This window comes from Aureibaculum sp. 2308TA14-22 (assembly GCF_040538665.1).
In the GTDB taxonomy this organism is placed as follows: Bacteria; Bacteroidota; Bacteroidia; order Flavobacteriales; family Flavobacteriaceae; genus Aureibaculum.
The window spans coordinates 366772-390562 of sequence record NZ_JBEWXT010000001.1 but is presented as its reverse complement, the minus strand read 5'-3'; the positions used below and the strand labels follow the sequence as shown (position 1 = coordinate 390562).

Annotated in this window: 16 protein-coding genes; 11 read left to right on the top strand and 5 right to left on the bottom strand. The window is 34.0% G+C overall.

Features of this window, described 5'->3' with window-relative positions; translation table 11 throughout:
* Window positions 1–19 precede the first annotated feature (19 nt).
* The gene (locus tag U5A88_RS01680) at window positions 20–577 is read right to left on the bottom strand and encodes a UDP-N-acetylmuramoyl-tripeptide--D-alanyl-D-alanine ligase (RefSeq protein WP_354203308.1); all 558 of its coding nucleotides are present in this window, start codon (window positions 575–577) and stop codon (window positions 20–22) included.
* A 145-nt stretch (window positions 578–722) separates the two neighbouring features.
* Between U5A88_RS01680 and U5A88_RS01675 the strand changes: the two genes are divergently transcribed.
* From U5A88_RS01675 to U5A88_RS01655, 5 genes are all read left to right on the top strand, one after another.
* Window positions 723–7217 carry an alpha-2-macroglobulin family protein gene (locus U5A88_RS01675; protein ID WP_354203307.1) on the top strand — a complete coding sequence of 2165 codons (6495 nt, stop codon included), beginning with the start codon at window positions 723–725 and terminating at the stop codon, window positions 7215–7217.
* Between the two features lie 161 nt (window positions 7218–7378).
* Complete coding sequence (locus U5A88_RS01670; protein WP_354203306.1) at window positions 7379–8554, top strand: hypothetical protein; 1176 nt, start codon at window positions 7379–7381, stop codon at window positions 8552–8554.
* Window positions 8555–8610: 56 nt separating this feature from the next.
* Window positions 8611–8802 carry a cold-shock protein gene (locus U5A88_RS01665; RefSeq protein ID WP_354203305.1) on the top strand — a complete coding sequence of 64 codons (192 nt, stop codon included), beginning with the start codon at window positions 8611–8613 and terminating at the stop codon, window positions 8800–8802.
* A 192-nt stretch (window positions 8803–8994) separates the two neighbouring features.
* The gene (locus U5A88_RS01660) at window positions 8995–9513 is read left to right on the top strand and encodes a hypothetical protein (RefSeq protein ID WP_354203304.1); all 519 of its coding nucleotides are present in this window, start codon (window positions 8995–8997) and stop codon (window positions 9511–9513) included.
* A gap of 89 nt (window positions 9514–9602) precedes the next feature.
* A complete protein-coding gene (locus tag U5A88_RS01655) occupies window positions 9603–10709 on the top strand; it encodes a Gfo/Idh/MocA family protein (protein WP_354203303.1) in 1107 nt (368 codons plus the stop codon).
* A 13-nt stretch (window positions 10710–10722) separates the two neighbouring features.
* Here the strand turns inward: U5A88_RS01655 and U5A88_RS01650 are convergent, their stop codons facing one another.
* Window positions 10723–11439, bottom strand: coding sequence for an ion transporter (locus U5A88_RS01650; protein WP_354203302.1), 717 nt, complete (start codon window positions 11437–11439; stop codon window positions 10723–10725).
* Entirely contained in the window at window positions 11439–15758 is a 4320-nt protein-coding gene (dnaE, locus tag U5A88_RS01645) for a DNA polymerase III subunit alpha (RefSeq protein WP_354203301.1), read from the bottom strand. The genes U5A88_RS01650 and dnaE overlap by 1 nt, the downstream gene beginning before the upstream one ends.
* Window positions 15759–16145: 387 nt before the next feature.
* On the opposite strand from dnaE, the gene U5A88_RS01640 reads away from it, so the two are divergent.
* The 5 genes from U5A88_RS01640 to U5A88_RS01620 all read left to right on the top strand — a co-directional run bounded on the left by U5A88_RS01640 (window position 16146) and on the right by U5A88_RS01620 (window position 21650).
* A complete protein-coding gene (locus tag U5A88_RS01640; protein ID WP_354203300.1) occupies window positions 16146–18929 on the top strand; it encodes a VPS10 domain-containing protein in 2784 nt (927 codons plus the stop codon).
* A complete protein-coding gene (locus U5A88_RS01635) occupies window positions 18929–19558 on the top strand; it encodes a TMEM175 family protein (RefSeq protein ID WP_354203299.1) in 630 nt (209 codons plus the stop codon). Before U5A88_RS01640 ends, U5A88_RS01635 begins: the two co-directional genes overlap by 1 nt.
* Window positions 19559–19734: 176 nt before the next feature.
* Complete coding sequence (locus U5A88_RS01630; protein WP_354203298.1) at window positions 19735–20349, top strand: 30S ribosomal protein S16; 615 nt, start codon at window positions 19735–19737, stop codon at window positions 20347–20349.
* Between the two features lie 64 nt (window positions 20350–20413).
* Window positions 20414–20944: a ribosome maturation factor RimM gene (gene rimM / locus U5A88_RS01625; protein ID WP_354203297.1), complete on the top strand. Its 531-nt coding sequence runs from the start codon at window positions 20414–20416 to the stop codon at window positions 20942–20944.
* Window positions 20937–21650 (top strand): tRNA1(Val) (adenine(37)-N6)-methyltransferase, encoded by a 714-nt coding sequence (locus U5A88_RS01620; RefSeq protein ID WP_354203296.1) that lies wholly within the window; start codon window positions 20937–20939, stop codon window positions 21648–21650. Before rimM ends, U5A88_RS01620 begins: the two co-directional genes overlap by 8 nt.
* Before the next feature lie 10 nt (window positions 21651–21660).
* On the opposite strand, the gene U5A88_RS01615 is transcribed toward U5A88_RS01620, so the two are convergent.
* Both U5A88_RS01615 and U5A88_RS01610 read right to left on the bottom strand, forming a co-directional pair.
* Window positions 21661–23037, bottom strand: a complete 1377-nt coding sequence (locus U5A88_RS01615) for a saccharopine dehydrogenase family protein (RefSeq protein WP_354203295.1) — start codon at window positions 23035–23037, stop codon at window positions 21661–21663.
* Between the two features lie 61 nt (window positions 23038–23098).
* Window positions 23099–23317 (bottom strand): putative signal transducing protein, encoded by a 219-nt coding sequence (locus U5A88_RS01610; RefSeq protein ID WP_354203294.1) that lies wholly within the window; start codon window positions 23315–23317, stop codon window positions 23099–23101.
* A 75-nt stretch (window positions 23318–23392) separates the two neighbouring features.
* On the opposite strand from U5A88_RS01610, the gene U5A88_RS01605 reads away from it, so the two are divergent.
* The gene (locus U5A88_RS01605; protein ID WP_354203293.1) at window positions 23393–23761 is read left to right on the top strand and encodes a DUF423 domain-containing protein; all 369 of its coding nucleotides are present in this window, start codon (window positions 23393–23395) and stop codon (window positions 23759–23761) included.
* The last annotated feature ends 30 nt before the right edge of the window (window positions 23762–23791 follow it).

Genomic DNA, 23791 nt, shown 5'->3' with positions numbered 1-23791 from the left:
AACGTTTATTTTCAAAACTTCAAACTCGAAACGTACCTATCGCCTCATAAAAATCATCCTCATCAACACCCATGTGTTGGCAAATCCATTTTGCTCCTAAAATGTGTTCTACAATATTTTGGTCGGCAATTTCTAAGGGTAGTTTTCCTTCGTTAGTATCTAGTGAAAAAGTGCCATTTTCAACAGTAAAATTAGGTTTTTGATACGGATATTTCTTAATGGTATTACTACAAGCTTCCACTAATTTTGAAAGTACTTCATCCTCTTCATTAAACACTAAAATACCTCCATTTGTAATTGCACTTAAAAACTTAACAGTTTCAAAATCAGAAGGCAAAGCACTGTTTAACAATGCTATGTTGGGTAGTAATAGTTCTGGTTGTTTATCAGCTTCAATAACAATAAATTCATTATGGGCTATCTGTTTGGAATCTTTGATTACATAATCAACCGTTTTGTCACAATAGTCCATAACGTGCAACACCATCTTTGTTAGGGCATTTTTTTTAATATTACCTTCAATTACAACGCGTGTTGCATGTTTGGTTTGTTGGTATAATTCTTGCTCCAAAATCATTATAAAGATTAAAATGCAAATATAGAATTTGAAATGTAACCGCTCAATCAAAAAGCCACTTAACTTATTGAAAAGTCTTGTTTACTCAATATAAATTGTATTTTTAGGTTATTCAACTGTTATTTGTTATTTAAAACAAAATGTTATGCAAAAATCAATCGCAATTTTAACAATGATACTCTTATTTTCAACCACTTTAAAAGCTCAATATTCCGATAATTATTCGAAAGATTGGTATAAAGTGGAGTCCTTTGAAATTGAAGGTTTACCAAAATCTGCCTTAGCGGAAGTTGAAAAGATTTATAAAAAAGCAAAAAAGGATAAGAATAATCCTCAACTGATAAAAACCTTATTGTATAAGTCAAAATTTGCGTTAACACTTGAGGAAGATGCCCAATTGGAAATTATCAAAAGATTAAAGAAAGAAAAGGCAAGTCTTCCTTTTCCTGCAAAAAATGTACTGGAAAGTATTATTGCCGATATTTATTGGCAGTATTTTCAGCAAAACCGATGGAAGTTTTACAACAGGACAAATACGGCTAAAAAAGTAGATTCTACCGATTTTAGAACCTGGGATTTACAAACTATTTTTGAAGAAACACATAGTCATTTTCAGGCATCTTTAGAAAGTGCCATTTCTCTGCAAGAAACCGATTTAAAGCAGTTCAATTCTATTTTACATCCTCAAGAAAATTCAAAAACATATAGACCTACATTATATGATTTTTTGGCACATAGGGCCATTGATTTTTACAAAACGGACGAGCGTAATTTAAACCGTCCGTCGTATAAGTTTGAAATTGACAATCCTGAGTTATTGGCACCGAACTCCGAATTTGTAAAGAATCAATTGTATGCCAAAGATAGCTTATCGCAACAATTACATGCCTTGCGATTGTACAAAAACTTGACCTTGGCACATCTTAAGGACAAAGACCCAGCTGCTTTGGTTACATTAACCTTAGAACGCTTAGATTTTGTCCGAGCCAATGCAACTTTTAATACTAAAGATGAAGTTTATTTACAAACCTTAAACGCACTTAAAGAACAGTATAACGAACATGAAATTGTTGCAGAAATTGACTATAAAATTGCTGTATATCTTGATAACGAAGCAAGTGCTTACGACCCTATAAAGAATACCAATCAGTGGAAACGACAAGAAGCCTTAAAAATTTGTGAAAAGGCTATAGCTCGTTTTCCAAAATCAACTGGAGCGGAAAAATGTAAAAGTTTACAAAGTCAAATTTTAAATCCGAGTTTGCAAATTACGGCTGAAAAGTTTATTCCCATTAATAAACCCGCACGCTTATTGGTAAATTATAAAAATACTGAGCAACTTTATTTTACCGCATTAAAAATTTCCAAAAGTCAACAAAGAAAATTTAACGAAATCTATCAAGACGATAAGAAAATTGCCTTTATAAGAAAGCTGAAAGTTGTTAAAAAATGGAACGCCAACTTAAAAAATGAAAGCGATTACTTGCAACATAATACCGAAGTACTTTTACCCGAATTAGAAGGCGGTAATTACATGATTTTTACTTCTACAAACAAGAGTATTTCTGAAAAATTCACTTACGGGTACACTTTTACACAAGTATCAAATATTGCTTTGATTGAAAACAAACTGGAGGGTAAAAATATTTATCAGGTTGTAGATAGAAATACGGGGAAACCCTTGCAAGACGCCAAAGTAAATATTAGAAATTATAACGCAGGTAGATATAACAAACCTATTAATAAAAATCTAATTAGTGATAGCAAAGGTCAAGTACATTTTAAGAACACTGTTTATAGAAACAATGTAATTATTACAGTAAATCATAAAAATGATAAAGCCATTTTTGGTGAGTATTATATGTATGAAAATCGTAAACGTAAATTAACCGAAAACAAATCGTCGCGAATCTTTTTATTTACGGACAGAAGCATATACAGACCGGGACAAACAGTTCATTTTAAGGGGATTGCCGTGGCTATGGAAAACAACAAATCGCATGCTATCGAAAACCAACAGGTAACAGTAAAATTAAATGATGTTAACTATCAGGAAGTGAAATCGCTATCATTAAAAACCAATGAATTTGGTTCTTTTAGTGGGGAATTTGTGCTACCAAATACAGGGTTGACGGGTAATTTTAATATTTTAGTCTCTTCTGGCTATTATTTTGGAAATAGCCTTGGTGGAAGTACACATTTTTCAGTTGAAGAGTATAAACGCCCAAAATTTGAAACCGAATTTAAACCAGTATCTGAAACGTATAGAGTAAATGATACGGTCACCGTTAACGGTATTGCAAATGCTTTTGCAGGAAGCACCATTACTAACGCTAAAGTAACTTATCGCGTATTTAGAACGGCTCAATTTCCAAGGTGGTGTTGGTGGTACTATAATGATTATAGGTACAGTTCAGAATCTCAAGAAATAACGCATGGCGAAACGACTACCGATGCTAGTGGTAATTATAAAATTAAGTTTAAAGCGATTCCTGATTCAAGTATAGACCCTAGCAATCAGCCCACTTTTAATTATAGAGTTTCGGCAGATGTTACCGATATTAATGGGGAAACACGAAGTACAGAAACCACAGTTAATGTAGGTTATCACGCCTTAACTTTGGCAATTGCTATGTCTGCTCCATTGGAAAAATATGATAAAAACCATGTTATTAATTTACAATCTAACAATTTGAATGGTGAATTTGTTCCCGCAAAAGGCAGTTTAAAAATTTATAAATTAATTGCTCCTAAACATGTGTTAAGAGTAAGACCTTGGGAAGCTCCAGATTATCAATCTTTTTCAGAAGAGGAATTTAAAAAGTTATTCCCACATGAAGCTTATCAAAAGGAGAATGACCCTAATACATGGAAACAAGGAAAGCTTGTTTTTGAAACCACTTTTGATACCGAAAAAGAGAAGGAAATTAAGCTGAAAAATATTAGCAAATGGGTTTCTGGAAAATATATTGTTATCACCGAGAGTGAAGATAAATTCAAACAAGCGGTAAGAGACGAGTTCCGCTTTGATGTATTTACTGCAAAAGAAAAAGTGGTAGCTGATAATCAACTGCTTTTTGTAAAAACTAACAAGAACGAATACAAACCTAACGAGTTTGTAAAATTACAACTAGGTTCAGCATCAGAAAATGTATCGATAACACTTACAACTGTTAAAAAATATAGCATCGTTGATACTAAAGTTATAAAGCTGTCTAACGAGATTAAAACCATTTCAATACCAGTAAAACAGGATGATTTGGGTGGATTTTCCATACAATATCAATTGGTAAACAATAATGCATTTAGCAATGGCAACATTAATATAAATGTGCCTTATCCTAAAAAGAAGTTGTCTATTGAAACGACCACGTTTAGAGATAAATTACAACCTGGTCAGAACGAAACATGGAGTTTTAAAATTAAAGGAGACAAAAAAGACAAAGTAGCTGCTGAAGTATTAGCCTCTATGTATGATGCTTCATTAGATGCCTTTAGACCGCACAACTGGTATTTTAGTCCCTTAAATCAACGGTATTTTTACCAATACAACCAAAGTACGGCAAATCATAGTTTTGGGAATACCAATTTTAGAATAGAACAAAAAAATTATAATTATTATGGCTATTCTAATCAACGATACGACCAACTGAATTGGTTTGGGTTTAGCTTAACCAACAGTTGGTTTAATAATAATTATTTGAATACAATCAGAAGAAAACATGCTCCAGATAGAGTTACATCTTATAACGATTCTAAAAAAGAAAAAGGGTATATCTACGGAAAAGTATCCGACGATTCTGGTGCTTTGCCTGGTGTAAATGTTATTGTAAAAGGAACTTCTAAAGGTGTTATTACCGATTTTGATGGCAATTTTAAAATCAAAGCCGAACAAGGCGAAAAGTTGGTTTTCTCTTTTGTAGGAATGAACACTTCAGAAATTACAGTTAAAAAAGATAATGTGTATAATATAGTACTGAATGCGTCTGATGTCTTAGATGAAGTAGTTGTGACCGCAATGGGAGTAAGACGAGAGAAAAAATCATTAAGTTATTCTGTAACAAATGCCTTATCTGGTAAGGTTGCCGGAATTCAAGTCGAGGCCAACGAATCAGATGTTGAAGAGGAGATGATTTCGGAAGATGTACCAATGATGAGCCCTCGTGGAGGAAAAGATGCCGAAAAAAATAAAGAAGGAAGAACGAGCGGTGACGAAAGAGATCAGAATAAAGGTGGAAAACAATCTCTAAAAGGAATAGTAGCTCGTAAAAATTTACAGGAAACGGCGTTCTTTTATCCGCATTTAAAAACAGATGCAGAAGGCAATGTAAGTTTTAATTTCACCATTCCTGAAAGTTTAACACGATGGAATTTAAATCTATTGGCTCATACCAAAGACATGGCATCTGCACAAATGCAATTGTCAACTGTTACGCAGAAAGAATTGATGGTAATGCCAAATCCACCACGGTTTTTACGTGAAGGCGATGAAATTGTTTTTGCTTCAAAAATCTCTAATCTAACAGAAAATAAATTAGATGGTATTAGCGAATTACAATTGTTTGACGCATTAACGGATAAACCGATTGATGCGAAATTAGGGAATGCTGATAACCGAAAAACTTTTACCGTTGATGCCAAAGGCAATGCCAACGTAAGTTGGACATTAAAAATTCCTTTTGATGTACAAGCAGTTAAATATAAAATTGTTGCTAAAGCGGGTGATTTTACCGATGGTGAGGAAAATGCTCTACCTGTATTGTCAAACAGAATGTTGGTTACCGAAACTTTACCAATGTGGTTGCGTTCTAACGAAACAAGGACTTTTACTTTGGATAAGTTAAAGAACAACACTTCAACCAGCTTAAAACACCATAATTTGAGTTTGGAGATTACATCAAACCCTGCTTGGTATGCCGTTCAAGCCTTGCCGTATTTGATGGAATATCCGTATGAATGTGCAGAACAAACCTTTTCTAGGTATTACGCAAATGCATTGGCTAGCCATATTGCGAATTCAAATCCACGTATTCAAGAAGTATTTAACCAATGGGCGTCGGCCGACGCTTTAGTTTCTAATTTAGAGAAAAATCAGGAATTAAAATCGCTCATTATTCAAGAAACCCCTTGGTTACGTGATGCTCAGTCTGAAACCGAACAGAAAAAGCGAATTGCCTTATTATTCGACTTGAATAAAATGAAAAACGAATTGGCCTCAGCCTTACGTAAATTGGAACAAATGCAAATGGGCAATGGCGGATTCCCTTGGTTTAAAGGGGCAAGATATCCCAATCGATATATCACACAGCATATTGCTTCTGGATTTGGGCATTTAAACAAATTGGGTGTTGCTAATCCTGAATCTAAACAAATGCTTAAAAAAGCCGTCAAATTTTTAGATGATGAAATTTTATCCGATTACAATGAGTTAAAAAAACAAGCGAGAAGAATTAAGGCAAGAGCCAAAACCAAAAAAGAAGGAGAGCGTTTGGTAAAAGAATTTTGGGCGAGCAATCATACCCACCATTTTCAAATCCAGTATTTGTACATGCGAAGTTTTTACAAGGACATTCCTATCCGTAAAAACGTGCAGACTGCAGTTGATTATTATAGAAATCAGTCTTATGAATTTTGGTTGGACAACAAAAATTTATATACCAAAGGAATGATTTCCTTAATCGCAAAACGAAATGATAAAACGGATGTAGCTAATAAAATTATTGCTTCGCTAAAAGAAAATGCAATTACGAGTGAAGAATTGGGAATGTACTGGAAAGAAAATACCTCAAGTTGGTATTGGTATCAAGCACCAATTGAAACACAAGCGTTATTAATTGAAGCGTTTACCGAAGTGGAAGGCGATGTAAAGACCATTGACGAACTGAAAGTTTGGTTGCTAAAAAACAAGCAAACCAACGGCTGGAAAACCACAAAAGCCACTACCGAAGCCGTTTATGCCTTATTATTACAAGGCACGGATTGGCTGGAAGTAACCGAGTTTGTAGGAATAACCATCGGCGATCAAAAAATAGATCCACTACAATTGGAAGACACCAAAGTAGAAGCCGGAACGGGCTATTTTAAAACTTCTTGGAAAGGCGATGAAATTAAAGAAGACATGGCAACAGTAACGTTGAGCAAGAAAACCGAAGGTGTAGCTTGGGGTGCCTTATATTGGCAATATTTTGAGGATATGGATAAAATTACCTCAGCTAAAACACCGTTGCAATTGTCCAAAAAACTGTTCCTTAAAAAGAATACTGACAAAGGCGAAGAACTCACGGCAATAAACGAAAACACCGATTTACAATTGGGCGATTTAGTTAGCGTTCGTATAGAACTTAAGGTAGATAGAACTATGGAATTTGTACATATGAAAGACATGCGTGCTGCTGGTTTTGAACCTGTAAATGTATTATCGCAATACAAATGGCAAGATAACCTGGGCTATTACGAAAGCACCAAAGATGCGGCCACCAATTTCTTTTTTGACTATTTACCCAAAGGCGTTTATGTTTTTGAATACGACTTACGTGTCAATAACAAAGGCGATTTCTCAAATGGTATTACCACCATACAGAGTATGTATGCACCGGAGTTTAGTAGTCATAGTGAGGGGGTTAGGGTTAGTGTTCAGTAAGAAGCCCCTCCCGATGGCTATCGGGACTAGCCCTCCCCGAGTGCCTCTGCTAAAGCTGCGGCGACACGCAGAAATGGGGAGGCAATATTGGGGTGTATAACATTGCATTTGTCAGATATTGTTTTAACTTTATAAGTGTTTTAATAAATGCTCATTTTAGAATGAAGAAATATCTGGTTCTTATTATAGTTCTGATTGTTTCATGCACTAATAAAGAAAAATATTATGGTGAGTGGCTGATGACATATCCTTATTCTGAGGATGAAAATGCAGCTGAGAAAATAATAATCACAAAAGATTCTATTTCAATATCTTCTTATCCATTTGTAAAAGAATATTCAGAAAGTTTAAAACTTCATGTGAACGAGCTTGAGTTATTTGGTGAAAAGTTTAAAACAAGAGTAGAAGACGATTCTTTGTTATATTTTAACAACTCAACATATATTAAAAAAGGTTACGGCTTTTATAATGAATTTGACACAAATAAACTATCAATAGAATACCCAAAAATAGAAAATATAGATAAATTTAAAATACTCAAAGAAGCACCAATTAGTAATCAAAACCTTACAAATTATGTAATTTTTGGAAAAAAAATAAATTCTAATGAATTTGCTTTACAATTAAATGACAGAATAGCTGAATTTAAAGAGTTAAGATCGTTTCTATTTTCTCATAGTCCGCACGATTATATTATTATGGGCATATCATTAACTGCGGATAAAAACTCGAAAATGAAAAGCCTCAATGAAATTTTTTATTATTGCAGAACTAATAATGTTAGAAAAGTCAAACTAATTAATAATATTGATTATTACCTTAAAGATGGCGACAAGATATTAACTTCGAAAGAGTATATTTATGTATACTTAAACGATTTTGTTGAAGAAAGATTAATTCAGAGAAATGATACAGAGCGGATGTTATTGCCGCCTCCACCCGAACCATCACTTAGAACAGTAATTGACAGTAACAATCGAAATATAATATCATTAATAAAAAATGAACTTTATTTTGACACTCAAAAAATTTCTAAAAAGGAATTATCAATCCTAATAGAAAAGAACTATAAAACAGAAAGACATTTTATCATTTTATATGATGACGAATCAAACTATAAAAATTATTTAGAATTAATGAATATTGAAAATAATTCTATAAATAAAATACGAAATCATGAAGCCTTAAGGGTTTTTAAAAAGCCTTTAGATTCATTATTTGAAAATGATTTACGTGAAATAAAATCTAAAATTCCAAAAAACCTAATAAACGGCATTTCATATAATGATTTTAAAAAACTAAACATTAAAATTCCAGAGTTAGCATTACTCAACTAATTTCTTGGCATCATAATTGACTACAGCTAAGTAATTAATATTAAATTATAATAAAAATGAGTAAAGGAACAGTAAAATTCTTCAATGACGCCAAAGGATTTGGTTTTATAACTGAAGAAGGTTCAAATCAAGAACATTTCGTTCACATTTCTGGATTAATCGATGAAGTACGCGAAGGCGATGAAGTTGAATTTGATTTACAGGAAGGAAGAAAAGGTTTAAACGCAGTAAATGTGAAAGTTATATAAATATATATTTCGAATTAAATTTTTTAATGAAAGCCCATCAGTTGATGGGCTTTTTTCGTTATAATAAATAACATGTAAAACAATTAAAAAGCTAACCATATTGATATCAATACATAACAACAATTTACATATAAGCAAATACTACGTTACAATTCTTGTCGTTACTATAAGACACTACAAAAAAGACTGCTTATGTTCGAAGACGATGATTTCAAATCACATGAAGAAATTGAAAAAATGCCCATCTATAAAAAAGCATGGGAAATTATGCTGTTAGGAAGAAAAATTGGCAGTTTGGTTTCAAAAGATGATGTTGAAACAGCTGATGAAGCCGAAGGGGAAATGTTAGAGAATTATGCTACATACATTATAGAAAATGCATTGATAATTCCTGCAAAAATAGCTGGAGCTGAAGGAGCCGATCTTTACGATATCCGTATGGAAAATGCGTCAATCATTAGAAAATCTGCACGCGAAATATTAACCAGTTGCACAGGTATGCAACTTTGCGGTTACCAAGACAATGATTATATCGAACTACTTAGAAATGAAATAGAAGAATTTAGAATCATTTTTGCCGAATGGGTAAAAAGTTTTGACCAAGAGAATTATATGATAGACCGTTGGGGCTTGTTCAATCCACCAGGTATAAATTACGATGATTACGATCCTGATGATGAAATTAACTCTGATGATGACTTCTTGGAATAAAAATAATACAAACCTTATAGTTTCAAAATCTATAAGGTTTATTTTTTCACTACATTTGAAAAGAACTTACTCAATTCTTTTCAAATACTATGCAATTTAAAAACACCCTATTTCTAGTTATACTTTCATTCTTCTTACTGAATTCTGAACTTTCTGTAAGCCAAACCAAAACGAAACCGCTTAAAATAGGCGTTGTAGGCTTGTCACATAGCCATGTAGGTTGGATATTAGGTAGGCCAGACAAAGGGGATATAAAAATTGTAGGTATCGTAGAACCCAATAAAGATTTGGCAGAACGTTACTCAAAACATTTTGGTTACTCCATGGATATTGTTTTTACTACCATGGAAGAAATGATTAAAGCTACAAAACCAGAAGCGGTTACTGCGTTTGGCTCCATTTATGAACATTTAAAAGTAGTTGAAACTTGTGCTCCTTTAGGTATTCATGTTATGGTTGAAAAACCGTTGGCAGTAAGTATGGAACACGCCAAAAAAATGGAAGCACTCGCTAAAAAACACAATATTCATTTATTGACTAATTACGAGACTTCATGGTATGCTACTAATCATAAAGCATATAAAATGGTTGAAAATGGTACTATTGGCGAGTTGAGAAAAATAGTGGTTAGAGACGGCCATCAAGGTCCTAAAGAAATTGGTATTAATAAAGAATTTTTAGAGTGGCTTACCGACCCCGTGTTAAACGGTGGTGGTGCCTTGGTTGATTTTGGTTGTTACGGTGCTAACCTCATTACGTGGCTAACCAAAGGGAAAAAACCAGAAGCGGTTATGGCTATTACCCAAACTATAAAACCTGAAATTTACCCAAATGTAGATGATGAAGCTACTATAGTTTTACAATATCCAAAAATGCAGGGTATAATTCAAGCTTCTTGGAATTGGCCCATGTCCAGAAAAGATATGGAAATCTATGGTAAAACCGGATATGTTTATAGCGATAATGCCAAAAAAATACGTTACCGCTTAAATGAGAAAGATAAAGAGAAAAAAGAAATACTAGAGCCTCGTCCTAATCCTTATGACGATCCTTTTTCAATGTTTGAAGCTGTAATTAGAAATAAAATTACACTACCTCCTTATGATTTATCGTCTTTAGAGAATAACATGATTGTAGTTGAAATTTTAGAGGCTGCTAAAAAAAGTGCTAAAACTGGAAAGAAAATAAAATTATAAATCTATAATAAAGTTAACTATCTTCCTTTTTTTCCTCTACTGATTGTGTCAAGGCAGAAGATATAATACCCGTTGGAATGGCTACAATACCTAAACCAATCATTAAAATAATAAACGTAAAAACCCTACCACCTACTGTGATTGGATACACATCTCCATAACCTACAGTTGTCAGCGTTATAATTGCCCACCACAAACTATCGAAAATTGAAGAAAAAGCTTCGGGTTGGGCGGCATTTTCAAAATAATAAATTCCAACAGCCGACAAATAGATTAATATAAGTGTGATAAACAAAAAAAGTAGAATCTGCTCTTTAGCATAAATTATTGCTCTGGTAAATTGACGGATAGCAGTATTATATCGGATAATTTTAAAAATACTGAACAGTCTTAAAAAACGTAAAGCCCTTAAAGAACGTAAATCAATTCCCGTTGATAGGTAAAAAGGTAGTATTGCCAATAAATCTATGATGCCAAAAAAACTGGTAATAAACTTTAACTTTTTCTGAGCAACATAAATCCTTAAGAAATATTCAATAGTAAAAATAACTACGCATATAACTTCTATAATACTAAGCCATCTTCTAGTTTCAGGTTTTAGATCAGGTACAGTTTCAGCAGAAAATGTAATAATGGCAATAACAATCAGAATCTGAATACTTATCGCAAATATTTTTCCATATTTAGAGCTTGGGTTATTTACTAAATTATCTAAAAATGCTTTATTCATTAATTCAGTTTATATCTTAGTTTTCTGACATCCAATTCATTTAACAATTCTTGAGAAATTTTCACTTTTGCAGTTCTACTTGGCATTTGCAATTTCAATTTTTCTTCTCTGTCATAGACCATAAAATTCAATACGTCTTTGCCTTTATGATCTTCCAACAGTTCTTCCAAAGTATTAATTCTTTCATCATTAAGTTCCAAAATATCCAATTGTAAGGTCAACTTTTTTGCTAAGACCTCCAATACATCTTGTAACATTTGTATATGGTTAAACTGCATTCTCACATCACCTTCACGCCACCCTTTCCGTACAGATATTTTAATATGCAAAAATGAATTGGGAATTAAAAAATGCTTAAACTTTAGATAATCTTCACCAAACATCCTAAATTCATGGGCATCGGAATAATCTTCAACTGTAAAAGCTGCCCAACCTTTTCCATTTTTGGAAATTCTGTGTTGCACATCGGTTACAATACCTGCAATGGTTAAATCTTTATCCAATAATTGCTGTAAATCATTAAAAGCACTAATGGGGGCATTACAGAAATATTTGAGTTCAGTTTTATAGTCGTCAAGCGGATGACCGGATATGTAAATTCCGATAACTTCCTTTTCCTTGGCCAACTTTTCCATTACACCCCAAGGTTCACAATTGGGAATAACAGGTTCTTCAAATTGAATCTCAGAAGCCTCGCCAAACATAGAAATTTGTGCCGAATTTTTATTTTCTTGATATTTATTACCAAAACGGAGAGCACGTTCTATAAAAGTTTGTCCACGTTCATCCAACTCAAAATATTGAGCTCTATGGGTATCCGAAAAAGAATCAAAAGCACCAGCCAACACTAATCCGTCAAAGGCTTTTTTGTTAGTAGAGCGTAAATCAACTCGTTTTGCCATATCAAAAATTGAAGTAAATGGACCATTCTCTTTCCGTTCTGAAACTATAGCAGCAACTGCACTAGCACCAACACCTTTTACGGCTCCCATACCAAAACGGATAGCTCCTTCTTTATTTACCGCAAACTTGTAAAACGATTCGTTTACATCTGGACTCAGCACTTCTATCCCTGCACGTTTGCATTCATCCATAAAGAAAGAAACCTGCTTAATGTCATTCATATTATTTGACAAGACCGCTGCCATGTACTCAGCAGGATAATGTGCTTTTAAATATGCTGTTTGATAAGCAATATATGCATAACAGGTAGAATGCGATTTGTTAAAAGCATAAGCCGCGAAAGCCTCCCAATCTTTCCAAATTTTCTCTAAGATTTCGGCTGGGTGTCCATTTTTTGCACCGCCCTCAATAAATTTTGGTTTTAACTTTTCCAATAACGAAAAAATCTTTTTCCCCATTGCTTTACGCAACACATCGGCTTCACCTTTGGTAAAACCCGCCAACTTTTGTGACAATAACATCACTTGCTCTTGATATACCGTAACACCATAAGTCTCCTTTAAGTATTCTTCCATTTCTGGAAGGTCATATTCAATGGCTTCAATACCATGTTTACGCTGAATAAAGAGCGGAATATACTCCATAGGTCCTGGACGGTACAGAGCGTTCATTGCAATTAAGTCGGCAAACTCAGTCGGTTTTAAATGCTTCATATGCTTTTGCATCCCCAACGATTCGTACTGAAAAATACCAACAGTTTCACCGCGTTGAAAAAGTTCATAAGTCTTTTCGTCATCCAAAGGAAACTCATCAGGATCTAAAACTTTTCCGTGTAACGCTTTAATGATTTTAACCGTGTCTTTTATTAAAGTCAGGGTTTTTAAGCCTAAAAAATCCATTTTTAATAGACCCGCATCTTCAACAACATTGTTGTCAAATTGAGTTACATAAAGTTCAGAATCTTTAGCAGTAGCAACAGGAATTAAATTGGTAATATCTTCTGGTGTAATAATTACTCCACAAGCGTGAGTTCCCGTATTTCTAACCGAACCTTCCAAGGCCACTGCTTGCGTAATCGTCTGGGCTTCTATACCTTCGCCTTCTGCTAAATTCCGCAATTCGTTAACACGTAATATTTCGTCGTTACGCATTGCTTTTATTTTAGCGACACTCTTTTCGTCCTCGCCAAAAATGGTAGCTAATTTGGTATTCGGAATTAACTTTGCAATTCTATCCGCATCCATCAAAGGTAAATCCAAGACTCTAGCAGTATCTCTTATTGAAGATTTAGCGGCCATGGTACCATATGTGATAATTTGTGCCACTTGATTGGCACCGTACTTATCAATTACATAATCAATTACCCTTTGCCTCCCTTCATCATCAAAATCAATATCAATATCTGGCAACGAAACACGATCGGGATTTAAAAACCGCTCAAAAAGTAAATCGTATGCTATAGGATCAATATTGGTAATTCCCAAACAATATGCTACAGCTGATCCCGCTGCAGAACCACGTCCAGGTCCAACAGAAACATCCATTTCCCTTGCTTTTGCGATAAAATCCCATACAATTAAAAAATACCCTGGATAGCCAGTATTTTGTATTACTTCCAATTCAAAATCAAGACGTTCTTGAGTTTCTTTATCCAGCGTACCGTAGCGTTTTTTAGCACCCTCAAAAGTCAAATGCTTTAAGTAAGCATTTTCACCACGAACGCCTCCGTCTTCGGCATCTTTGGGATCGATAAACTGCTCTGGAATGTCAAACTTCGGCAACAACACATCACGTGCCAAGGTGTAAACTTCAATTTTGTCAACAATTTCTTGAATATTGGCAATGGCTTCGGGAATTTTACGAAACAATTGCTTCATCTCCTCCTGACTCTTAAAGTAATACTCATCGTTGGGCAATCCGTAACGAAAACCTCTTCCTCTTCCCTTTGGTGTAGCTATTTTTTCGCCATCTTTAACACATAATAAAATATCATGTGAATCAGCGTCTGATTTATCAATATAATAAGTATTGTTGGCCGCAATTAATTTTACGCCATGCTTCTTAGAAAATTCAATTAAAACACTATTAACATGTTGTTCGTTTTCCTGATTGTGATTGTTAAGCTCAATATAAAAATCATCTCCAAAGGTATCTTTCCACCAGACTAATGCTTCTTCTGCTTGGTTTTCACCCATATTCAGAATCTTAGAAGCAATTTCACCGTACATATTTCCACTTAATACAATAACATCCTCCTTATATTTTTCAACGACTGATTTATCAATTCTTGGCACGTAATAAAAACCATCTATATAGGCTGTAGATGCCATTTTTGCTAGATTATGATAGCCATTTTTGTTTTTGGCCAATAACACCATTTGATAGCCATTGTCCTTTACAGATTTATTTTTATGATCTTCACAAACAAAAAATTCACAACCCACAATGGGCTTTATTTGATGCTCGTTGTTTTTATTACTGTTCAATACTTCTTTTACAAAATAAAAAGCACCCATCATATTACCCGTATCGGTTAAGGCTACCGCTGGCATCTTATCATTTACAGCGGCTTCCACCAATTTTTTAATACTGGCCGTTGATTGTAAAATAGAAAATTGGGAATGGTTGTGCAGGTGAGAAAATGAAAAATTAGTTAAGTCTATGTCCGTTCCAAAACTTGTACTTTCAAGGCCTGCACCCGTTTTTTTGTGTTTCTTCTTAAGTTTGTTGCTCTCCTTTTTAAGATTGATATGTTGTAGCCCAATAAGTTCTATTTCCTGAGGATTTTCTTTAGAAAACTCTTCAAAATAATTAGCATCAACATCTAATTCTTCTTTGGTAAAAACACGTTTTCTAATCAGTTCAAAAAAGCATCGTGTTGTGGCTTCAACATCGGCAGCAGCATTATGAGCCTCGGCAAAAGGTGTGTTAAATAAGTGCTCGTGTAATTCGGTTAGCGTAGGTAACTTAAATTTACCACCTCTACCACCGGGAATTTGGCACAAAGCTGCTGTTTTTTCTGTACAAGTATCTAAAATGGGAAGGTCGTTCAGTTTTGTATCAATCCCTAGACGGAAATACTCGCAACCCATTATATTCAAATCAAAACCTACATTTTGTCCCACTACAAAAGTCGTTTTTGATAAAGCGTGGTTAAATTTGTATAAAACTGTTTCTAAATCCTCGCCTTTTTCCTGTGCAAGCTCTGTTGAAATACCATGAATCTGCTCTGCATCATATGGGATGTTAAATCCCTCTGGTTTAATTAAAAACTCTTGACTTTCTATCAGTTCACCGTACCTATCATGCAGTTGCCAAGCTATTTGAATACACCTAGGCCAATTGTCCGTATCAGTAATTGGGGCATTCCATTTTTTAGGCAACCCTGTGGTTTCGGTGTCAAATATTAAGTACATAAATTAATGTGATTTTTCTACTAATTAGAGATTTTAAAAATAGTGTTTTGGATGGGAATTTAAATAGGAATTTTAGGGTTTTTATTAACAGGACCGTTTGGATAAAAAGATTTGTATAAAGGTTTCACACAAAGGTCGCTAAGATTTTCGCAAAGAACGCAAAAGGTTAAAATTACCATAAAATTCTTAGTGGACTTTGCGTTTTACCTCTGCGGATTTTGCGTGAAAAACATTGTGTGAACACCCTTAACCCCCGATAGCTATCAGGGCTCAAGGGACAATACTTACATTAAAAAATTCCTCTACAAGAATTAACTCATGTCAATTCATTAAATTAGTGTCTATTTCTTTATATTTGAACATCAACAAAAAACTAAACCAATCATCATGAAAAAAAAGCTGCTTTTTCTCATCCTTTTATTACTTTCTTTTAACTTTTTTGCCCAGTCTATAGTACAAAACGTACCTTTTACCAATATTGGTCCAACGGTTATGAGTGGGCGTGTTGTGGATTTTGATGTAAACCCAGACCAACCTACCGAATTTTATGTGGCCTATGCCTCGGGCGGGTTATGGTACACCAATAACAATGGTACTTCTTTTACTGCGGTTACTGAAAATGCACCAACTCAAAACATGGGAGATGTAGCCGTTGATTGGAAATCTGGCACTATTTATATCGGTACGGGTGAAAGTAATTCTTCACGTTCGTCGTATGCAGGTATCGGAATTCTAAAAAGCACGGATAAAGGCAAAACATGGGCAAATGTTGGTTTGAAAGATTCGCACCACATTGGACGAATGATAATCAATAAAAACAATCCTGACGAACTAGTAGTTGGTGCCATTGGACATTTGTACACCCCAAATGCCGAACGTGGCATTTTTAAAACTATTGATGGCGGAAAAACATGGAAAAATGTATTGTTTATTGATGAAAATACTGGTGTAATTGACATTTCGGTATCGCCTACCAACCCAGATATTATGTATGCCGCTTCTTGGGAGCGAATACGTAAAGCATGGGATTTTGATGGAGACGGACAAAATTCTGCCATTTACAAAAGTACAGATGGTGGTTCTACATGGACTAAAATGACCAATACAAATAGTGGTTTTCCATCTGATGCTGGTGTTGGAAGGATCGGATTAGCGACATATAATGACACTACCATTTATGCTTTTTTAGATAATCAGAACAGAAGGCCAAAAGAGAAGGAGAAAAAAGAAAAGTCAGAAAGTTTAAAAAAAGAGGATTTTGAAAGTATGACCAATGCCGATTTTATAGCTCTTGACAATAAAAAACTAAACGATTACCTCAAAACAAATGGTTTCCCTAAAAAATATGAAGCTAAAAAAGTAAAAGAAATGGTCAAAAACGGAAAAGTTAAACCCGTTGACTTAAAAATGTATTTAGTAGATGCCAATGCTCTTTTGTTTAACTCACCAGTCATTGGTGCAGAGTTGTACAAATCTACAGATGGTGGCAAATCTTGGGCAAAAACTCATGATGGCTATTTGGATGGCGTGTATAGCTCTTACGGATACTATTTTGGTACAATAGGCGTGAATACGGCCAACGAAAACAAAGTATATATTGGTGGTGTTCCTTTATTAAAAACAGATGATGGGGGTAAAACGTTCAAATCCATCGGCAAAGAAAATGTACATGCCGACCATCAAGCATTATGGATAAATCCAAAGCATGAAGGCCATATTATTAACGGAAATGATGGTGGCGTAAATATTACCTATGATGATGGTGAAAATTGGATTAAAAATAACTCTCCCTCAGTAGGGCAATATTATTACGTAAATGTTGATAATAAAAAACCGTACAACGTGTTTGGCGGATTTCAAGATAATGGCGTGTGGTATGGACCGAGCAATTACAAGGCTTCCAAAAGATGGGAAGGTAGCGGGCAATATCCTTATAAAAGAATAGGCGGTGGTGATGGTATGCAGGTTCAAATTGACAGCAGAGACAATAATATTGTGTATTCTGGTTCACAATTTGGCTACTATTACCGACTTAATTTAGAGACAGGTGAGCGTTTGAGCATCCATCCTAAACATGAATTGGGCGATGCTCCTTACCGATACAATTGGCAAACCCCAATTTTATTATCACCTCATAATCAAGACATTTTATATATGGGAGCCAACAAGTTGTTGCGTTCTATGGACAAGGGCAAAAATTTTGATGTGATTTCGGACGATTTGACCACTGGCGGTAAAAAAGGGAATGTACCTTACGGAACGCTCACAAGCATTTCCGAAAGTCCATTTCAATTCGGAATGATTTATACTGGGAGTGATGACGGGTTAATTCACATTACAAAAGACGGCGGCAACAGTTGGGCAAAAGTTTCCGATAATTTACCTCAAGGATTGTGGGTGTCTCGCGTCATTGCTTCTCAACACGAAAAAAATAGAGTTTATGCTACTTTAAACGGATATAGAAGTGACAATTTTAAAGCCTTTGTTTATGTCAGTGAAGATATGGGCAACACTTGGAAATCAATAGGCAACGGATTGCCCGATTATTCCGTAAACGTAATTAAAGAAGACCCGACTGATGAAAACATACTCTATTTGGGTACCGACAGCGAAGTGTTTGTAAGTTTTGACAAAGGCAATAACTGGCAAGTATTTTCAAATGGAATTCCTAAAGTAGCGGTACACGATTTGGTACTCCAAGAACGCGAAAAAGACTTGATTATTGGTACACACGGGCGTTCTATTTATAAAGCGAATATTGCTCCCTTGCAGAAATACAACAATATAAAAAACAAAGCCATTACGCTCTTTGAGTTACCTGAAACCAGACATTCTTCGCGTTGGGGAAGTTCTTGGAGCCAATTTTCAGAACCTTACGAACCTAAAATAGATGTTGCTTATTTTGTTTCAAACGGAGGTAATATTAAACTTGAAGTTTTAGCCGATGAAAAAAATGTATTGTACAGTAAAACCTTAAAAGCCGACATGGGATTTAATTATACTGATTACGACTTTTCGGTTACACCAAAAAGCGTAAAAAGTTATTTTGGCAAGAAAAAAGTTAAATTAAAAAAAGCCGATAGTGGAAAGTATTATTTACCAAAAGGAGAATATATGTTGAGGATTTCTGGCGGAAAAGAGAATGCCACAAAAAAACTTGTAATTAAATAATGCCAATACTAAAACAGTCAAAAAGTCGATTAGAATCTATCAGTGATTCCATTTTTGCATTTGCCGCTACATTGGTTGTGGTTTCTTTGGATGTTCCTGAAAGTTTTGCTGTGTTAAAAGAGAATCTGGTCGGTTTTTTCAGTTTTGCGGTCAGCTTTTTGGGGTTGATTTTAATATGGAAAGTTCATTATAATTTTTTTAGAAGAATTGAAAAAATTGACAATTGGATCATTGCTTTAAATATGGCTTTGCTCTTTGTAATATTGTTTTTTGTCTATCCGCTTAAGTTTTTAGCAAACCTGACCGTAGGTAAGGGCAAAATTAATTCCATGCAGGAATTTTCAGAATTGTTCCAATTATATGGCTTGGGCTTTACTTTGGTTTTTCTTTTTATTTCATTATTGTATTTTTATGCTTCGCGGAAAAGCCCTGACGTAAATAAACGAACTGAAATGCGATTCTACTTTAGACATTTCGGCATATTTGTAATTGTAGGTATCATATCTATAATTATTGCTAGGTTAAATTTAGGAATGAGTTTTGGATTGCCTGGTTTTGCGTTTTTTCTCTTAGGTCCACTATGTTGGTGGCATGGGGTTAAGTTTGGCGTTAGGGAAAAGGGCATCTAAATATAATATGTATCATTTCGTATTATTGCGGAGAATGCCTCTTTTTAACTTAAGGTGAAAAATAACTTCAACAATAGATTATAAAACAAAAAAACATAGTATATTTGCAGCCCACTTCGAGAAAGTGAATATATAATTAATAATCAAGGTCGTGTACCTTAAACAATTAACAACAAATGCCAGTAAAAATTAGATTACAAAGACACGGTAAAAAAGGAAAACCATTCTATTGGATCGTTGCCGCAGATTCACGCTCAAAAAGAGATGGTAAGTCTTTAGAAAAATTAGGAACTTACAACCCTAACACTAACCCTGCAACAATTGATTTGAATATTGATGGAGCTGTAAAATGGTTACAAAATGGAGCTCAACCTACTGATACTGCAAGAGCTATCTTGTCGTATAAAGGTGCGTTATTGAAAAATCATTTAGCAGGCGGTGTACGTAAAGGTGCTTTAACCGAAGAACAAGCCGAAGAAAAATTCAATGCTTGGGCAGAAGATAAAGCTAAAAGAATTAGTGCAAAAGTAGAAGGTTTATCTAAGGCTGATGCAAAAGCGAAAGCGAAAGCTCTTGAAGCTGAAAAAGAAGCTAACGAAGCGAGAAAAGCGAAAGCTATTCCTGTTGAAGAAGTAACAGAAGAAGCTGAAACCGCTACCGAAGCCGTTGCCGAGGACGCACCACAAACTATTGATGAAGCTGCAGCCGAAGCACAAGCTCCAGTTGCTGAAAAAGTAGATGTAGAAGCCAAAAAAGAAGAAGCTACTGAAGCATCAAGCGAAGAAGAATAAATTTACTTTATATACCTTATATTTAAAGCCTAACAAATTTTGTTGGGCTTTTTTAATTTGTATTATGCAAAAAAAAGATTGTTTTTATTTAGGTAAAGTAGTCAGAAAACACAGTTTTAAAGGTGAAGTGGTAATAAAATTAGATACAGATGAACCCGATTTGTATCAAAACATAGATGCTGTTTTTTTGGATGTTGGAAATAATTTTATTCCTTTTTTTATTGAAAAAAGCCTATTACAAAAAGGCAATCAATTACGGGTAAAATTTGAGGATTTTACAACAGAAGAAGACGCCGATTCAATAATAAAATGCGATGTTTACCTCCCCCTAACTTTATTGCCAAAATTAGCAGGAAATAAATTCTATTATCATGAAGTTATTGATTTTAAAATTGAAGATGTTAATTATGGTATGGTAGGAACGCTTGTTGGTATTAACGACAAAACGGCTCAACCACTTTTTGTAATAGAAAATGGAGAAAATGAAATTCTAATACCAATGATTGATGATTTTATCAAGAAAGTAGATCGTGAAAACAAAAAAATTATTGTTGAGACACCCGAAGGATTAATCGAAATGTATTTGAATGAATAACCCTTTTAAGTTCAAACAATTTACTGTTCATCAAGACCAATGTGCAATGAAAATTGGTACTGATGGCGTTTTACTCGGGGCTTGGGCTTCACTATGTAACGAACCCAATTCTATCCTTGATATTGGTACAGGTACTGGCATAATTGCATTACAATTGGCTCAACGTAGCTATGCAGAACTTATAGATGCCATTGAAATTAACAATAATGCTTTTGAGCAAGCGGTACAGAATTTTGAAAATTCGCCTTGGGGAGATAGATTATATTGCTATCATACTTCTATAGAAGAATTTGCAAATGAAATCGAAGATAAGTACGATTTGATTGTTTCCAATCCACCATTTTACAATAATTCGTTTCAAAGTAAAGATGAGGCTAGAAATGAAGCTCGTTTTACAGGTTCGTTATCTTTTAAAATATTACTAGCATCTGTATCAAAATTACTAAGCGAAAACGGAATTTTTTCTGTAATTATTCCCTTTATGGATAAAGTAAATTTTATTAGCTTAGCAAAAAAACACAATCTTTTTGTCAATAAAATATGCAATGTTAAAGGCACGCCAACTTCCGAAACAAAAAGAAGTCTAATTGAATTCTCATCCATCAAAAAAGATGTAATAATTGAGAGTTTAATAATTGAAACTGCACGCCATCAATATACAAGTGAATATATAAACTTGGTTAAGGATTTTTATTTAAAAATGTAAAAAATAGTTATTAGCCCGCTACACTATTAGGATTATACCCCAAATATGGCACTTTAATTTCGCTGAATACAATACCATTTTCTTCTAATTCATCCAAAATTGGTGTATAAACTTCCTTTGTAATCGGAATTTGTACTCCAGGTGTAGTTATTTTTTTATTTAAGATTAACAACGTAGCAATGGCTACTGGCAATCCTACCGTCTTTGCCATAGCTGTATAAGTCTGATTTTCGCCAATAACAGACATACTTGATTCTATTTGTCTTTTTTCGCCTTGGTATTCATAACCAAACTTATGGTGCATCACGATCATATCTTTATCCTCTTTTTGCAATGTCCAACTGTCCGTTAAAATTTTTTGCAATACTTGAGCCGGTGTGGCATTTTTCAATCCAACTTTTTTATTTGGATTGAAAATATCCAGTTCCAATAGCTTTTCCCACATTACATCATCTTGGTCTATCTTAAGGTAAGATCGCAACTTTAATTCAACAGAATCATTGGGATTGTACGCTAAAAAAGCATTGGTAAAATCACGATAACTCATATGTTCAGAACCTTCTAAAACATAACTATCATCGGTCATACCTAATTGCACAAACATATTCCAAGCTCTTGAAAAACCAACACGTCTGATTGTGCCTCTGTACATTGTTAAAATATTTTCTAAGCCATAGGTTTTTATATATTTTAAAGAATCTCGATTGGCATAGGCTTCAAATTTTCCAGTACCTGCCCCATTAATATTTAGAAATTCCGTTCGTCTAAATAATTTATGATAAGGTATGTATTTAAATGTACCTTCTTGGATGAATTTAGCCGCACCACCTTGCCCGGCCAAAACTACATTTCTTGGATTCCATGTAAATTTATAGTTCCACAAATTTGTATCACTCTCTGGAGCAACCAGTCCTCCTGTAAACGATTCAAAAAGCAACATTTTTGCATCGTTTTCTCTAATTCTGTCAATAACTTTCATCGCACTCATGTGATCAATCCCAGGATCTAAACCTATTTCATTCATAAAAATAAGCCCTTGTTCTTTAACGGCAACATCTAACGCTTTCATCTCTTTAGAAACATATGAGGCAGTAACCATGTTCTTTTTATATTTAATACAATCTTTGGCTACTTCCATATGAAATCTAGCAGGCAACATAGAAACCACAATATCAGCATTTTTAATAGCTGAAACCCTATCATTTTCATTGAAAATATCTAAAACTATGGCTTTAGCATTTTTATGATTTTTTATAATAGATTCAGCCAAATCAATAGAAATATCAGCAATTGTAATTTGCAGCTTTTCACTTTCTGATTTCTGTAAAAGATATTTGATAAGCGATGCTGACGAACGTCCTGCACCAATAATTAAGATGTTACGCATAGATTCTAGTAATTGTTAGACGAAAGTATAAAAATTTAGGGATTTTTACTTGAATAAAAGCTTAAGTTTTATGTAAACTTAAAATAGATAGTGCACTGTCAAAATCGGTACTATCAACCATTAATTTATAATCTTCTATAAAAGCGGTACCAATAGTATAAGTTAAATTTTCATCAACCAAATAACTGTTAATATGCTCACTTTCTAATTTAGCCTTTGCAATTTGAGCTTCATGCAAATACGGAGAACGAAAAACCAATTTTAAACTTTTATTTTTCAAAACAATACTATTTAAAAGTATGAACTTTAGTCTTGTAAATATATACTATTTTTGCTATTTATTAAAGATCATAAGATGAAAACAAACTTGTCAATTACAGCAATTTTGGGTTTGCTTGCTATCATATTTGGAGCTTTTGGTGCACATGCTCTTAAAGAAAAAATAGGAGCAGATGCCTTGCAAAGTTTTGAAACTGGAGTTAAATATCAAATGTACCATGTTTTGGCTTTACTATTCGTTAATACTTATTCTAGTTTTAACGCTAAAGCAAAGAACATGATAAGTTGGTTGTTTTTTATGGGAATTTTATTTTTTTCGGGTTTTATTTATTTAATAACTGCTGGCGGTGTTAATCCAAAGTTAATATGGTTTATTACACCTTTAGGTGGATTGTTGTTTATGGCTGGATGGTTGGTAATGCTGATGAATTTTATTAAGAAATAAAAAAAATACGCAAACGTTTTCGTAAAAACT

What these genes read in the sequence shown, in the direction of transcription:
- U5A88_RS01640 (WP_354203300.1), top strand. Translation starts at nt 16,146, where the DNA reads ATGAAAAAAAAGCTGCTTTTTCTCATCCTTTTATTACTTTCTTTTAAC.
- U5A88_RS01605 (WP_354203293.1), top strand. Translation starts at nt 23,393, where the DNA reads ATGAAAACAAACTTGTCAATTACAGCAATTTTGGGTTTGCTTGCTATC.
- U5A88_RS01650 (WP_354203302.1), bottom strand. Translation starts at nt 11,439, where the DNA reads ATGAATAAAGCATTTTTAGATAATTTAGTAAATAACCCAAGCTCTAAA.
- dnaE (WP_354203301.1), bottom strand. Translation starts at nt 15,758, where the DNA reads ATGTACTTAATATTTGACACCGAAACCACAGGGTTGCCTAAAAAATGG.
- U5A88_RS01660 (WP_354203304.1), top strand. Translation starts at nt 8,995, where the DNA reads ATGTTCGAAGACGATGATTTCAAATCACATGAAGAAATTGAAAAAATG.
- U5A88_RS01665 (WP_354203305.1), top strand. Translation starts at nt 8,611, where the DNA reads ATGAGTAAAGGAACAGTAAAATTCTTCAATGACGCCAAAGGATTTGGT.
- U5A88_RS01675 (WP_354203307.1), top strand. Translation starts at nt 723, where the DNA reads ATGCAAAAATCAATCGCAATTTTAACAATGATACTCTTATTTTCAACC.
- U5A88_RS01630 (WP_354203298.1), top strand. Translation starts at nt 19,735, where the DNA reads ATGCCAGTAAAAATTAGATTACAAAGACACGGTAAAAAAGGAAAACCA.
- U5A88_RS01670 (WP_354203306.1), top strand. Translation starts at nt 7,379, where the DNA reads ATGAAGAAATATCTGGTTCTTATTATAGTTCTGATTGTTTCATGCACT.
- rimM (WP_354203297.1), top strand. Translation starts at nt 20,414, where the DNA reads ATGCAAAAAAAAGATTGTTTTTATTTAGGTAAAGTAGTCAGAAAACAC.
- U5A88_RS01655 (WP_354203303.1), top strand. Translation starts at nt 9,603, where the DNA reads ATGCAATTTAAAAACACCCTATTTCTAGTTATACTTTCATTCTTCTTA.
- U5A88_RS01615 (WP_354203295.1), bottom strand. Translation starts at nt 23,037, where the DNA reads ATGCGTAACATCTTAATTATTGGTGCAGGACGTTCGTCAGCATCGCTT.
- U5A88_RS01620 (WP_354203296.1), top strand. Translation starts at nt 20,937, where the DNA reads ATGAATAACCCTTTTAAGTTCAAACAATTTACTGTTCATCAAGACCAA.
- U5A88_RS01680 (WP_354203308.1), bottom strand. Translation starts at nt 577, where the DNA reads ATGATTTTGGAGCAAGAATTATACCAACAAACCAAACATGCAACACGC.
- U5A88_RS01635 (WP_354203299.1), top strand. Translation starts at nt 18,929, where the DNA reads ATGCCAATACTAAAACAGTCAAAAAGTCGATTAGAATCTATCAGTGAT.